General features: G+C 67.6%; 10 protein-coding genes. 3 read left to right on the top strand and 7 right to left on the bottom strand.

Annotated elements, in window-relative coordinates; all coding sequences use genetic code 11:
* The first annotated feature begins 3 nt into the window (after positions 1-3).
* The 3 genes from DYI37_RS07095 (at position 4) to DYI37_RS07085 (ending at position 5,916) form a co-directional block, all read left to right on the top strand.
* Positions 4-2,070 carry a TRAP transporter large permease gene (locus tag DYI37_RS07095; RefSeq protein ID WP_116682539.1) on the top strand — a complete coding sequence of 689 codons (2,067 nt, stop codon included), beginning with the start codon at positions 4-6 and terminating at the stop codon, positions 2,068-2,070.
* A gap of 674 nt (positions 2,071-2,744) precedes the next feature.
* Positions 2,745-4,880, top strand: coding sequence for a methyl-accepting chemotaxis protein (locus DYI37_RS07090; protein WP_158555102.1), 2,136 nt, complete (start codon positions 2,745-2,747; stop codon positions 4,878-4,880).
* Positions 4,881-4,992: 112 nt separating this feature from the next.
* Entirely contained in the window at positions 4,993-5,916 is a 924-nt protein-coding gene (locus DYI37_RS07085) for a CheR family methyltransferase (RefSeq protein WP_116682537.1), read from the top strand.
* A gap of 125 nt (positions 5,917-6,041) precedes the next feature.
* Here DYI37_RS07085 and cysN read toward each other — a convergent pair whose 3' ends face one another.
* The 7 genes from cysN to DYI37_RS07050 form a co-directional block, all read right to left on the bottom strand.
* A complete protein-coding gene (cysN, locus tag DYI37_RS07080; RefSeq protein ID WP_116682536.1) occupies positions 6,042-7,865 on the bottom strand; it encodes a sulfate adenylyltransferase subunit CysN in 1,824 nt (607 codons plus the stop codon).
* A gap of 2 nt (positions 7,866-7,867) precedes the next feature.
* On the bottom strand, positions 7,868-8,770 hold the full coding sequence (gene cysD / locus DYI37_RS07075; RefSeq protein ID WP_116682535.1) for a sulfate adenylyltransferase subunit CysD: 903 nt from the start codon (positions 8,768-8,770) through the stop codon (positions 7,868-7,870).
* 83 nt (positions 8,771-8,853) lie between these two features.
* Positions 8,854-9,612 carry a phosphoadenylyl-sulfate reductase gene (locus DYI37_RS07070; protein ID WP_116682534.1) on the bottom strand — a complete coding sequence of 253 codons (759 nt, stop codon included), beginning with the start codon at positions 9,610-9,612 and terminating at the stop codon, positions 8,854-8,856.
* Positions 9,609-10,133 (bottom strand): DUF934 domain-containing protein, encoded by a 525-nt coding sequence (locus DYI37_RS07065; protein ID WP_116682533.1) that lies wholly within the window; start codon positions 10,131-10,133, stop codon positions 9,609-9,611. The genes DYI37_RS07070 and DYI37_RS07065 overlap by 4 nt, the downstream gene beginning before the upstream one ends.
* Positions 10,133-11,818 (bottom strand): nitrite/sulfite reductase, encoded by a 1,686-nt coding sequence (locus DYI37_RS07060; RefSeq protein WP_116682532.1) that lies wholly within the window; start codon positions 11,816-11,818, stop codon positions 10,133-10,135. The genes DYI37_RS07065 and DYI37_RS07060 overlap by 1 nt, the downstream gene beginning before the upstream one ends.
* Before the next feature lie 96 nt (positions 11,819-11,914).
* Entirely contained in the window at positions 11,915-12,265 is a 351-nt protein-coding gene (locus DYI37_RS07055) for a DUF2849 domain-containing protein (protein WP_116682942.1), read from the bottom strand.
* A 260-nt stretch (positions 12,266-12,525) separates the two neighbouring features.
* On the bottom strand, positions 12,526-14,544 hold the full coding sequence (locus DYI37_RS07050) for a polysaccharide biosynthesis protein (protein ID WP_116682531.1): 2,019 nt from the start codon (positions 14,542-14,544) through the stop codon (positions 12,526-12,528).
* Positions 14,545-14,603: the final 59 nt, after the last annotated feature.

The raw sequence follows: 14,603 nt of genomic DNA, 5'->3' as shown, positions 1-14,603 counted from the left end.
ACCATGCTCGAGCTGATCGCCCACAATCTCGCGCCCATCATGTTCGTCTCGGTGATGGGGCTCCTGCTGCTCGGCTATCCGGTGGCGCTCACCCTTTCGGCCGGCGGCCTGTTCTTCTTCGTCATCGGCGTCGCGCTGTCGGACTATTCCAGCGAGATCAACCTGTTCTGGCCGCTGCTCCAGGCCATGCCCGAACGGGTCTTCGGCATCATGTCGAACGACACGCTGCTCGCCATTCCCTTCTTCACCTTCATGGGCATCATCCTGGAGCGCTCGGGGATGGCCGAGGATCTCCTCGACACGATCGGCCAGCTCTTCGGCCCCTTGCGCGGCGGCGTCGCCTTCGCCGTCATCTTCGTCGGCGCGCTGCTTGCCGCAACGACCGGCGTCGTCGCCGCCTCGGTGATCGCCATGGGGCTCATCTCGCTGCCGGTGATGCAGCGCTATTCCTACAACCGGCCGGTCGCGACCGGCACGATCGCGGCCGCCGGAACGCTCGCCCAGATCGTGCCGCCGAGCCTCGTCCTCATCGTCATGGCCGACCAGCTCGGCGTCTCGGTGGGCGACATGTATCTCGGCGCGATCTGGCCGGCGCTGATCATCATCGCCTCCTATTGCGCCTATATCCTCGTCCTCACCATCATCCGGCCCGACGCCGTGCCGGCGCTGCCGATGTCCGAGCGGCGCCTCGGCACCGGCGTCTGGTCCCTGGTGGCGATGGCGGTGCTCGCGGTCGCCCTCTATCTCCTCGGCTCGCGGGTCGTGTTCGCCGATTCCGTTCCCGCCACCGCGACGGTCTTCTCGGCGACCCTTGCGACCGTCGTCTGCTACGCCGTCGCGCTTGCCAACCGGACCTTCAAGCTCGGCCTCCTGTCGCGGCTCGCCGAGACGGTGGTGATCGTGATGATCCCGCCGCTGGCGCTGATCTTCCTCGTTCTCGGCACGATCTTCCTCGGCATCGCCACCCCGACCGAGGGCGGGGCGATGGGCGCGGTCGGCGCGCTGGCGCTCGCCTTCGGCAAGCGGCGGCTCGACTTTCCGCTGCTGCGCTCGGCGATCGAATCGACCGCGAAGCTCTCGGCCTTCGTGCTCTTCATCCTGATCGGCGCCCGGGTCTTCGGCCTCACCTTCTACGGCGTCAACGGCCAGGTCTGGCTTGAGGAACTGCTGCTCGCCCTTCCCGGCGGTCAGATCGGCTTCCTCATCGTCGTCACGATCGTCATCTTCATCCTCGGCTGCTTCCTCGACTTCTTCGAGATCGCCTTCATCCTGGTTCCCCTTCTGGCACCGGTGGCCCAGACGCTGGGGATCGACCTCATCTGGTTCGGCGTGATCCTGTCGATGAACCTCCAGACGAGCTTCCTGACGCCGCCCTTCGGCTTCGCCCTGTTCTATCTGAGATCCGTCGCGCCCAGCCGCGAATGGACCGACAAGCAGACCGGACGGCGCATGGAGGCGATCCGCACCTACGACATCTACAAGGGCGTGGTGCCGTTCATCGTCATCCAGTTCGTGCTGATCCTCCTCGTCATCGCGGTGCCGAGCCTCGTGACCCATTATCGCGGCGACAGGCAGCCGATTCAGGTGGAGACGCCGGGCTCGGCGACCGGGGGGCTGAATTTCGGCCTCGGGGGCGGGGCTGCGACGGGCGGGGCGGCCCCGGGCGGGGCAGTGCCGGGCGGCGGCGATGCCGGCTTCAACTTCGGGCCGGCCTCCTCCGGCGGCGCGTCCGGCACCTCGGGCACGTCCGGCGGCGGGGCAGCGACGGGGGGCACGGGCGGCTTCAACTTCGGTGCCCCGGCGGGCGGAACGCAGCCTTCGCAGGGACAGGGCTCGGCCGCACCGGGCACGGGCGAGGCTCCGGCAGCGGGTGCCGGCGGCGCGACGGGCGGCTTCAACTTCGGTACGCCCACCGCTCCGGCGCAGCCGGCTCAGCCGGGATCGGGATCGGGATCGGGCGCGAACGCCGGCGGCGGCGCGGGGGCGACGAACGATGGTACGACGGGCGATGCTTCGACCGGCGGCGGCTCCGGCAGCGGCAACGGGGCGACGGGCGGCTTCAATTTCTGACGTATCGGAGCGCAGCCTTGACCCGGCCTGCGGATCGTCCCTTGCGTGATCGAGGCCCCGAATTTCATCGATGACGGCGATGAGGCCCCGAGCCTTCGCCCCCGGTGACGATCCGGATCGCAGGCCTTTATCGTCGTGCCACGCAGCGGGCCCCGGCCGAGGGGCGATGCCGGTATCCTCCATCGCCAGCCGAAGGGGCGGCATGCCGGCGGACAGACTTCTGCCTTTATCCTTAAAGGGTGCATAACGCCCGCGGCTTGCGGCTCGAACACGGCCCGAATGCCGCTCGATGCCTGTCAGATCAGGCGCATCCCGCCGGTGCGAGGCGGCATGCCGTTGCGGTCGTCACCCTCGACCTGCCGCAGGGGCAGGCATGGTCCGCGCCTCAATTTGAGACAAAGTCTTACCGATTAACGCGGTAGCAACGCTTCTCGCGTCTTACTGCATCGAGGCGAGCGGCCGCAGGCTGCAAGCATCGCAGCGACGAACCATCTTGTTTCCCCCGGTCTTCGAAGCAGGACCGGTTCCCAAAGCAGAGCCGCTCACCGGAGCTTCGGTCCCGCAGTTCATCGGCCGATCCGTCACCCACGTCGTCTCACGGCGCGGGTGCGGGGACAGCGATGCGCCAGATCCATCGATCCGATCAGAGACGTTTTTCACTGGAGTTGAGAACCTTGCGTCTGACAGTCAAAACCAAACTCATCGCGTCTTTCGCGACGATCCTCGCGCTGATGGGCGGCAGCGGCTATCTCGCGGTCCAGAGCCTCGGCAATTCCAACGACACCTTCGCCGAGTTCGTCGACGGGCCGTTCACCCAGGTCCAGAACGGCCGCGCCATCCGCCAGCAGGTGACCGATATCGGCCGTATCGCCGGCCGTGCCTATCTGTCGAGCTCGCCCGAGGAGCAGCAGCGCTACATCGCCGAAGCCAAGGAGGCCGGCGTCCGCATTCAGGAGCGGATGGACAACCTGATCGGCTCGTTCGACGAAGCGGAGCGCCAGGCCAATGCCGATCTCCCGCCCCTCTACGACACGTTCCGCGACATCGCCGGACGCACGATCGAGCTCAACGCCGCCGCCAACGGGCAGGCCGCGATGACGGCCCTCGACAGCACGAAGGACGAATACGCCTCCGTCCTCGCCAGCGCCACGAGCCTCAGAGACACGATTCAGAAGGAAATGTCCGCCTCCGCCCTCGCGGCGAGCGCCAATCCCGTCGCCTCGCGGCAGATGGGCGAAGCTCTCGCCCTTGCGAACCGGGTCGTTGCGCAGACGACCGAGGCGCGCCTCGGAGCGGTCGCAGCGGCGGCGCAGGTCGAGCCCGACCTCGTGCGTGAGGCCTCGGCGGAGGCGCGCTCGACGATCGAACAGCTGGCGACGGACATGAAGGCGCTCGCGGCCAATCCCCAGGTCGCATCTCTCACCGGCACGCCCGCAGCCGCTCTCTCGACCGAGATCGCGAGCTTTTCGGCCGCATTGGACGCGGAGATCCAGAACGCTCTGCTGTTCAAGCAGGATAGCGCCATGACGGCGCTGCTCGACGAGTTCTCGCCGATCGCCGCGCAGCTCGACACCAAGCTGCAGCAGATCGCGGCGGCCAGCGACGAAGACGCGGCGGCATCCAAGGCCGCCTCCGACGTCGCCTATGCCAGCATGCGGATGACGCTGATCGGCCTCATCATCGGTGCGATCGTTCTCGGCGCTGCCGCCGCGATGTGGATGGCTCTCTCGATCTCGCGTTCGCTGAACCGTGCCGTCGAGGTCGCCAAGGCCATCGGAAGCGGCGACCTGACCCAGGACATCAAGGTGCGCGGCAATGACGAGCTAGCCGATCTGCAGCACGCCATGGCCGACATGAACGAGAACCTGCGCCGGATCGTCAGCGACGTGACGAGCTCTGCCAACCAGGTCGCCTCGGGCTCCCAGCAGTCCTCGTCCACGGCCGAGCAGCTGAGCCAGGGCTCCACCGAGCAGGCGGCTGCCACCGAACAGGCCTCGGCCGCGATGGAAGAGATGGCGGCCAATATCCGCCAGACCTCCCAGAACGCCGCCCAGACCGAGAAGATCGCCTCCCAGGCCCGCATCAATGCCGACAAGAGCGGCACGGCGGTCACCAACTCGGTCGGCGCCATGCGCACCATCGCCGACCGCATCCAGATCGTTCAGGAGATCGCCCGCCAGACCGACCTCCTCGCCCTCAACGCGGCGATCGAGGCGGCACGGGCCGGCGAGCACGGCAAGGGCTTCGCGGTGGTCGCGGCCGAAGTTCGCAAGCTCGCCGAGCGCTCCCAGCAGGCAGCCGCCGAGATCGGCGAACTGTCGACCTCGACGCTGAACATCTCGGAAGAAGCCGGCCGGATGCTCCAGGAGCTGATCCCGGACATCCAGAAGACCTCCGACCTCGTCAGCGAGATCTCGGCGGCCTGCCGCGAGCAGAACTCCGGCGCCGAGCAGATCAACCAGGCGATCCAGCAGCTCGACCAGGTGACCCAGCAGAACGCCTCTGCGGCCAACGAGATGTCGGCGACCGCCGAGCAGCTCTCGGCCCAGGCCGCGACCCTCAACGAGCGGGCGTCCTTCTTCACGATCGACGGCACCGCGACCCGTGTCGCCGCCCCGGTCAGTGCGCCGAAGGCCGATATCCGGGGTCTCCACGCCAAGGTCGAGACCTATGCCAAGAGCCGCCATCAGGTTTCCGTGAAGCCTGCCAAGCCCGCAAAGGGTCAGAGCGAGGCCAAGGCGTCAAAGTCCGGTGGCTTCGACCTCGACATGGGCGGCGAGGACGGCGATTTCGATCGCATGAGCGCCTGAAGCCCCACGGCCTCCACCGATCAACCGATCCCTGTCTTCGGCCGCTGACGCGGCCGAAGGTGTCTCAAGACGTCATCGACCTTCCCACGGACTTGGTCCGGAAAGATCAGAGATGCCATCTCAAGCCGCCTCCCGACCGCCGGCCTCCGCAGCTCCCCCCGAGGGGTCCCGCCTTCCCGACGGGCGGGCGGTGCTGGGCCCTAGGACCACGGCACGGCTCGTGGACATGGTGCGCGAAAGCTGCGGCGTCTCGATGGACGCCTCCAAGCGGGTGCTGCTCCAGACGCGGCTCGACAAGCGCCTGAAGGCGCTCGGGCTCGACGACTTCGAGAGCTATTGCGACTATCTGTCGACGCCCGTGGGACGCGAGGCCGAGCTTCAGGCCTTCGTCGACAGCGTCGTCACCAACGAGACCTCCTTCTTCCGCGAACAGCCCCATTTCGACTATCTGACGGCCGAACGGCTCGATGCGCTGGCCGCCGGCGGCAAGCCCGGCAGCATCGCCGTCTGGTCGGCCGCCGGCTCGACGGGCCAGGAGGCCTATTCGGCGGCGATGCATCTGGCCGCCGCCAATGGCGGGCGGCTTCTCTCGTCGAAATGGGACTGGTCGGTGCTGTGCACCGATATCTCGATCCGCGCGCTCTCCCATGCCCGGCGCGGGGTCTACGACCACGCCGACCTCGACCGGCTGCCGGAGGGCTACGCCTCGGCCTTCTTCGAGCGGACGGGCGCTGCCTCCGCCGCCGGAGCCGGCACGCAGGTCCGGATCTCGCAGCCGATCCGCGAGCGCGTCTCCTTCGGCCAGATCAACCTGATGCACGAGCGCTACCAGCCCCGGCGCATGATGGACGTGATCTTCTGCCGAAACGTCCTGATCTATTTCGATCTCGACGTGCAGCAGCAGATCATCGCCAAGCTCTGCCAGCATCTGCGCCCGGGCGGCCTCCTGATCCTCGGCCATGCGGAATCGGCGCGCGGCGGAAAGGCCCCGCTGCGCCTTCTCCTCAACACGATCTACGAGCGGCTGGACGACTGACCGGGTGGGGCGCCGATCCGTCACGGGCCGGGCGACCTCTTCTCCGTTTCCACGCGGCACGAACGAAAAAAGGCGGCCTCCCGGACCGCCTTTTTCCTTATCCTGCGGCCGCAAGGCCGAAAGGGTCAGATGCCGTCGCCGTAATAGGGCGGCTGCTTCTGGGGTTCGGAGGCCTCCTCGCGCTTTGTCCCCCGGTCGGCGATGAGGCCGGTGACGAAGGGGCGCAGGAGGAAGTCGAGGAGGCCGAGAGCGGCTGCCGAAAAGACGTTCAGCCCGAACAGCACCGCGAGGACGACGAGAAGGGCGCTCGCGGTGGCGCGGGCGGCGAGCCGCGTCGTCGCAGCTTCCGTTCCCGGCGCGACGTCGCCTCCGAGCCATTCGGCCTTCGCCTTCCCGAAGCCGGACAATGCGGCGGTGGCGGCGGTACCCGTCTCGCTCGCCACGGTCTCGGCGGGCCTTGCGATCTCCTTGACGACGCCGAGGGCGACGGTCTCGTTGGTGAGCTGGTCGATCAGGATGAAGGCGCCGAGCTCGCGGTTCTCCTCGTAGGTGGTCGCCACCGGCGGCCGGTCGAAGGCGATGGTCACCTTGCCGATCTCGTTCATGAGAAGGGCGTTGGCGGGCTTCACCTCGTAGGAATGAATATCGACCGAGCCCGAGAGCGCGCGAAGCGTCGCGGGCGTCTGGTGCGAACCGAGCTTGGCGATGAGGCGACCGCCGGCGACCATCGGCCGGTCGACCATCCAGAGAAGATCGGCCTCGACGGTCTTCACCGGGCGGATCGTGTCGCCCTCGCGCACGATGACGTCGCCGCGCGAGGCGTCGATCTCGTCGTTGAGGGTGAGGGTCACGGATTCGCCGGTGCGCGCCCGCTCGATCATGCCGCCGGGACCCCAGACCGCCTTGACGCTGGAGGTCTGGCCGGAGGGCAGCGAGATCACCCGGTCGCCCGCCCGGATCGTGCCGCTCGCCACCGTGCCGCAAAAGCCGCGGAAGTCGAGATTGGGACGGTTCACCCACTGGACCGGCATGCGGAAGGGGGAGGCGTCCGCATCGAAGGTCTCGGGGCTCGCGCTTTCGAGGCGCTGGAGCAGCGTCTCGCCGTGATACCAGGGCGTGTTCGGCGATCGCGTGACGATGTTGTCGCCGTTCTTGGCCGACAGCGGCACATAGGAGACGTCGGTGAAGCCGAGCTGGGGCAGGATCTCCTGATAGCCGCGCTTGATCTCCTCGAACCGCTCCTGCGAAAAATCGACGAGATCCATCTTGTTGATGGCGATGACCACCGACTTGATGCCGACGAGGGAGGTGATGAAGGAGTGGCGGCGGGTCTGGGGCAGGATGCCCTTGCGCGCGTCGACGAGGATCACCGCGAGCTCGGCCTGGGAGGCGCCGGTCGCCATGTTGCGGGTATACTGCTCGTGGCCGGGCGTATCGGCGATGATGAAGGCGCGCCGGCTGGTGGAGAAGTAGCGATAGGCGACGTCGATGGTGATGCCCTGCTCGCGCTCGGCCGACAGGCCGTCCACGAGAAGCGCGAAGTCGAGATCGCCGCCGGTGGTGCCGAACTTCTTCGAATCCTTTTCCAGCGCCTCCATCTGGTCGTCGAAGACCGCATTGGTCTCGAAGAGGAGGCGGCCGATCAGCGTCGACTTGCCGTCGTCCACCGAGCCGCAGGTGATGAAGCGCAGGAGGGATTCGGCGGGCGCGACGAGCGGCTCCATCCCCGCTTGGGGATCGATGACGCGCACATTCTCGCTCGCGGCGGTCTCGCCGTTTGCATCGGGGGCGGGGCCGGCGTAGCGCTCGTCGGCGAGCGCGGCCGCCACCGAGCCCTGGGCCCGGTCGGCCTCGTCGGTGCGGGTCTCGTCAGGGCGTCCGTCTTCGATGCGGTGCGCGTCGTCACCGGCTTTGTCGACGCGGGGGGTGTCGTGCAGGGCGTTGGACATGATCAGAAATAGCCTTCCTGCTTCTTCTCTTCCATCGACGCGCCCGAATCGCGGTCGATGACGCGCCCCTGGCGCTCGGAGACGCGCGAGCCGCGCATTTCGGCGAGGACCTCTTCGAGGGTCCGGGCCTCCGATTCCACGCCGCCGGTGAGCGGGTAGCAGCCGAGGGTGCGGAAGCGGACCATCATCTCCTCGACCTTCTCGCCGGGCCGCAGCTGCATGCGGTCGTCGTCGCGCATGATGAGGGCGCCGTCGCGCCGCACCACGGGTCGCCTCGCCGCGAAATAGAGCGGCACGACCGGGATCTCCTCGAGGGCGATGTAGTCCCAGATATCCTGCTCGGTCCAGTTGGAGAGCGGGAAGACGCGGAAGCTCTCGCCGTTGCGCTTGCGGGTGTTGAACAGGCGCCAGGGCTCCGGCCGCTGGTTCTTGGCGTCCCAGCGATGCTCGGGCGAGCGCAGGGAGAAGACGCGCTCCTTGGCGCGGCTCTTCTCCTCGTCGCGCCGCGCGCCGCCGAAGGCCGCGTCGAACTTGTACTTCTCCAGCGCCTGCTTGAGGGCCTGGGTCTTCATGACGTCGGTGTGGACGGCCGAGCCCGAGTCGAACGGGTTGATGCCCGCCTTCACGCCCTCCTGATTGGTATGGACGATGAGCTCGACGCCGAGCTCCTTGGCGCGCCGGTCGCGGAACTCGATCATCTCGCGGAACTTCCAGGTGGTATCCACGTGGAGGAGCGGGAAGGGGGGCTTGCCCGGCGAGAAGGCCTTCATGGCGAGATGCAGCATCACCGCCGAATCCTTGCCGATCGAATAGAGCATGACCGGATTGTCGGCGGTCGCGGCGACCTCGCGGATGATGAAGATCGATTCGGCCTCCAGGCGCTGGAGGTGGGTCATGTGCTTCATGGGCCTTGGGCCTTCAATGCGTGGTCTTCAGAGCGGCCCTTGGCAAAGGCGCCGCGATAACAGGCGGGGTGGCTCCGGCCGGATCAGGCTCTCGCGCCTTTCGGGACGGACGTAGCGTCCGGGACGTGCAGGCCGCATTCGCGCTTGGTGTCGTCCTCCCACCACCAGCGGCCGGCGCGCTCGGGCTCTCCCGGTTCGAGCGCCCGGGTGCAGGGAGCGCAGCCGATCGACAGGAAGCCCTTGTCGTGGAGGACGTTCACGGGAACGCTCTCGCTCGCGGTGTAGGCGGCGATCTCGGCCCGCGTCAGGTCGAAGAGGGGATTGGCCTTGACGAGGCCGCGCACGGCGTCGAAGCCGACGAAGTCCATATCGCTGCGATTGGCCGACTGGTCGGCGCGCAAGCCCGTCACCCAGCCATTGGCACCGGCCAGCGCGCGGCCGAGCGGTTCGATCTTGCGCACGCCGCAGCATGCGAGGCGGAACTCCTTGGCATAGTAGAAGCCGTCGATGCCCTGATCCTCGATCAATTCCTCGAGCTTCTCGCCGTTCGGATATTTGGCGTGGATGCGCTTGCCGTATTGTTCCTCGGTGCGGCGCCAGAGGTCGTAGGTCTCGGGAAACAGGCGGCCGGTATCGAGGGTGACGACCTCGATTTTGATCGCGTTCGAAAAGATCAGATGGGTGATCATCTGGTCCTCGATGCCGAGGCTCGTGGTGAAGACGAGCCGCCCCGGAACCGTCTCGCGCAGACGCTTAAGGCGCTCCAGCGGCGACAGGGCCGGGAACTCCGCGTTGAGCTCGGCGGCAAGGCCCTTGAGATCGGTCGGGGCCTCAGCGGTCATCGCGCGGCCTCCTCGCGGGCGGCCATGCGCTGCTGCAGGATGCTTTTGCCCTCGCCGAACCCGGTCTGGTAGTGGACGGACATCGTGTCCTTCATCTCCAGCCATTGCTGCACCGGCTGGCGGTTCGCCATGGTGTCGGGAATGTCCACCTCGTCGAAGCCGCAGGCGAGCGCATCGGCGAACTGGTCGGCGATGAGCGGGCCCTTGGCGCGCAGGGTGCCCGTGAAGCCTTCGCGGCGCAGGCGCTTGGCGAGCGAGAAGCCGCGCCCGTCCGAAAAGGCGGGAAAGGCGATGGCGATGAGGTCGACCGAGCCAAGATGCGGCGCGATCTCGGCGATCTCGGCCGTGTTCTCGACGAAGAGGCCGAACGGGGCCTCCGGCGTCTCGATCTCGCCGAGGAGCGCGAGGGGAACGAGCGGCTTGGACCCGGCCGCGTTCCCGGCGGGGGCCTTGGCATCCTCGGTGGTCTCGATCAGGCGATAGGCGTCGCGGCGCTCGCCTTCGGGCGTGATGACGGTCATTATTCTGCTGCCTCTTGCGCGGCCCGCGTTTCAATGAAGCCGGCAAAGCTTGCCTTGAACGGATCGGCTCCGGTGCGTCGCACGGTCTCGATGAAGCTTTCCGAGCCCTCTCTTTCGGAAAGATAGGTCTCGACCAGCGCCTCGATCGCGCCCGGCACGTCCTCGGCGTCGATGCCGGGACCGAGGCGCTCGCCGAGGCTCGCATGCTCGGTCGCATCGCCGCCGACGGTGATCTGGTAGTTCTCGCGCCCGCCCTTTTCGAGGCCGAGAATGCCGATGGCGCCCACATGGTGGTGGCCGCAGGCATTGATGCAGCCGGAGATCTTGATCGGCAGCTCGCCGATCGCCTTCTGGCGCGCATCGTCCGCGAAGGTCTTCGCGATCTCCTGGGCGATCGGGATCGACTTCGCCGTCGCCAGCGCGCAGTAGTCGAGGCCCGGGCAGGCGATGATGTCGGTGACGAGCCCGGCATTGGCGGTCGCCAGATCGTGGGTCTTCAGCTCCGCATAGAGCGCCGGCAGATCGTCCTTCTTCACGTAAGGCAGGACGAGGTTCTGGCTGTGGGTGACGCGCAGTTCGCCGAGGGAATAGCGCTCGGCGATGTCGGCGAAGGCCTCCATCTGATCGGCGCTCATATCGCCCGGAACGCCGCCGATGGGCTTCAGGGAGATGGTGAGCGCGATATAGCCCGGCTGCTTGTGGGCGAAGCCGTTCTGCTCGACGAAGCGATCGAGCCCGGCATCGGCCTTGCGCGCCTCGCCCAAGGTGACGGATTCGGCCGGCAGGTCCTCATAGGCGGGCGGGGCGAAATAGGCGGCGATCCGCTCCACCTCTTCGAGCGGGGCGTTGACCGTCGGCCCGTCGAGCTTTGCGTATTCCTCCTCGACGCGGGCGGTGAATTCCTCGGTGCCGGTCTCGTGGACGAGGATCTTGACGCGCGCCTTGAACTTGTTGTCGCGCCGGCCTTCGGCGTTGTAGACGCGCATGATCGCCTCGACATAGGCGAGAAGCTCGTCCTTGGGCAGGAACTCGCGGATCACCTTGCCGATCATCGGCGTGCGGCCGAGCCCGCCGCCGACCGAGATCTCGTAGCCCGGCTCGCCCGCCTCGTTCCGCCTCATCCTGAGGCCGATATCGTGGACGCGGATCGCCGCGCGGTCGTGTTCGGCACCGGTGACGGCGATCTTGAACTTGCGCGGCAGCCAGACGAATTCGGGATGCTGGCTCGACCACTGGCGCAGGAGCTCGGCGGTCGGGCGCGGGTCCTCCACCTCGTCTGCGGCAACACCCGAGAACTGGTCGGCGGTGGTGTTGCGGATGCAGTTGCCCGAGGTCTGGATCGCGTGCATCTCGACATCGGCGAGGAGGTCGAGGATCGCCGGCACGTCCTTCAGCTTGGGCCAGTTGAACTGGATGTTCTGGCGCGTGGTGAAGTGGCCATAGCCCTTGTCGTAGTCGCGCGCGATCTTCGCGAGCTGGCGCAGCTGGCGTCCGCTCAGGGTGCCGTAGGGGATCGCGACGCGCAGCATGTAGGCGTGCAGTTGGAGGTAGAGGCCGTTCTTGAGGCGCAGGGGCTTGAACTCGTCCTCGGTGAGCGAGCCGTCGAGGCGGCGCTTCACCTGCTCCCCGAACTGGGCCACCCGCTCGCGCACGAAGCGCTCGTCGAATTCGTCGTAGCGATACATCTCAAGGCCTCTTGGCTTCGTGTCTCATTGGCGCCCGTCGGCGCCGTCTGCAGGTGGCGCCCGTCGGCGCCGTCCGTCCGATCTGCCCGGACCGGATCAGGCAATGGGGCCGAAATCGGCCTGCTTGCCCATGTCCGGATGGATCGAGGGACCCTTCTGGCGCATCACGTCCCGGAAGTGCCTGGCCAGCGGATGGCCCTCCTCGGTGATCTCGACCGGAACGAGATAGGGATCGACGACGGCGTTGGCGGCGGCCGCAGCCTTGCCTTCGGCCTCCATCGCATCGGCGCTTTCCTGATCGTGGGCGATGCGCGCCGCCTTGGAATCGCGCGTCCAGCCCGTCTCGGCGAGAAACACGGTGTCGCCCTCGAGAAGATCGCTCGCCATCACGATGGCGGGCAGCTTGTCGCCCTTGACCTTCGATCCGGCGCGGTGGTCCTTCGCCATGGCTTGTCTCCGCTTGGCCTCGTTCCATCGGATGCGCCGTTCGGCGGCGGTCCAATTCATAGAGGTTCTAAATAGGGCTTGGAGCCCAAAGATGCGCCGTTCGCGATTGCCGGCAAGCGGGGCGGGGAGAAACAATATTTCCCGATGCCCCGGAGCGGGCAGGAGATTCGTTCCGCAAGGCTCGCGATGCGGGCTTTGCGACGGGGCCGGCCCGCACGTTCCGCGCCCTTGGCACGCTGCGTTATGCCGAGCCCTAGGGCCTACTCGCCGGCGGGGCCGGACGGGCGCCGCAGCCCGGCCTCGCCCGCCTCCGCCTCGCCCTCGTGCCCATCGGGAAGGGCTTCGGGCGCGGAAGCGGGGGCCTCGAATTCGGGAACGATGCGGCGCAGGCATTCGACGGCGCGATCGGTCTCGCCGGCCTCGATCGCCGCCTCCACCGTCTTCAGGTTGCGCGACAGGAGCTGGACGTCGGGCACGCGCGAGCGGGCGAAGAACAGGCCCTCGCGGCCGGTCTCCTCCCGGTTCTCCTCCAGGGAGAACAATTCCTCGTAGAGCTTCTCGCCCCGGCGAAGGCCGGTGAACTCGATCGCGATGTCGATATGCGGGCGCAGTCCGGCAAGCTGGATCAGCCGCTCGGCAAGTTCGGCGATGCGGATCGGCTTGCCCATGTCGAGGACGTAGATGAGGCCCTTGGAGCCGGCATTGTTCATGCCGTCGCCCGCCGCATGGAGGATGAGGCGGGAGGCCTCCGGAATGGTCATGAAGAAGCGAACGATGTTGCGATCGGTGACGGTGAGGGGGCCGCCGCGGGCGAGCTGGCTCTGAAAGAGGGGCACGACCGAGCCGGTGGAGCCCAGCACATTGCCGAAGCGCACGGTCATGAAGCGCGTCGCGTCCTGGCTGAGATCGAGCGACTGGCAATAGGCCTCAGCCGCCCTTTTGGTGGCGCCCATGACATTGGTGGGGTTCACGGCCTTGTCGGTCGAGACCATGACGAAGGCGCGCGCGCCCGAGGCGAGGGCGGCATCGGCGACGTTGCGGGTGCCGATGAGGTTCGTCTCGATCCCCTCGATCGGGTTCTCCTCCACGATCGGCACATGCTTCATGGCGGCGGCGTGGAAGACGACCTCGGGCCGCGTCTCCTCGAACAGGCGGGCGATGCGCGCGGCATGGCGCACGTCGAGATGGCGGGGGACGACCTGGAGATCGGGGCAGCGGGCCGCGATCTGGCGCTCGATCGCCCACAGGTTGAATTCGGAATTGTCGACGAGGATGAGGCTCGCCGGCCGGAAGCCCACGATCTGGCGCACGAGTTCCGAGCCGATCGACCCGCCCGCGCCGGTGACGAGCACCCGCGCGCCGGCGAGGAGATCGCCGGTCTCGGCGATGTCGAGATCGACGACCTTGCGGCTGAGGAGATCCTCGAGCTCGATCGGCCGGGGCTCGATGGGCGCGTTCTCGTCGACGACGCCGGTGCGGGCAATGTCGGGCAGGCGCTTGACCGCGATCTTCAGGGGCGCGGCCGTCGCGACGATCTCGGAGAGGATGGAGGCGGGAAGGCCGGGATCTGCGACGACGAGTTCGCCGACGGGCGACAGGGCGCCGTCCCGGCGCGTCGCCGCGATCTTCGGAAGATCCTCCCAGCCGCCGAGCACGGGAACGCCGTGAAGCTGGCGGCGCCGGTTCTTCGGCCGCTCGTCGAGAATGCCGACGATGCGCCCGCCCCGGCCGGAGCGGCGGGCATTGCGCACGAAGAGATCGGCATCGTCGGTATAGCCGTAGACGAGCACCGCCTCGCCCTGGGGAAGGTCGGGATGCTCGGCGCGCTCGCGCTGGCCGCCCTCCTTCATGAGCCGGTAGGCGAGGCGCGGGCCGCCGAGGCCGACGATGAGGACGAACCAGGTGGTGACGATCGCCGCGCGCGGCAGATAGTCGCCCCGCAGCACGAAGAAGCTGACGAGGAGGAAGACGACGAGGGCGACCGTGACCGCCTTGACGATGGAGGCGACGTCGAGGAGCGAGGCGTAGCGCCAGGCGCCGCTGTTCAGGCGGAAAACCGGATAGACGAGGGCGCAGATGCCGGTGAAGACGAGGATCTGGGCCCAGATCTGCCAGAGATTCATCATCGGCGTCAGGCCCCAGGACAGGGCCATGGCGAAGGTGATCGACAGGAAGCTGACGAGGATGTCGTGAACGACGCCGAGCTTGCGCAAGGAGGCCCTCGGCCGGCGGACCGCCTTCAGCTTCTCGATCGTCTTGCCGCCGGTGAACGGGTCCATCAGCCTTTTCGTCCCTTGAGGCTCTCGCCGCTGCGAAGATCGGCGCCGCTGCGAAGATC

It is taken from the genome of Fulvimarina endophytica (assembly GCF_003403015.1).
Classification (GTDB): Bacteria; Pseudomonadota; Alphaproteobacteria; order Rhizobiales; family Rhizobiaceae; genus Fulvimarina; species Fulvimarina endophytica.
The sequence above is the reverse complement of the archived record's forward strand: the minus strand, read 5'-3'. Positions and strand labels throughout refer to the sequence as shown.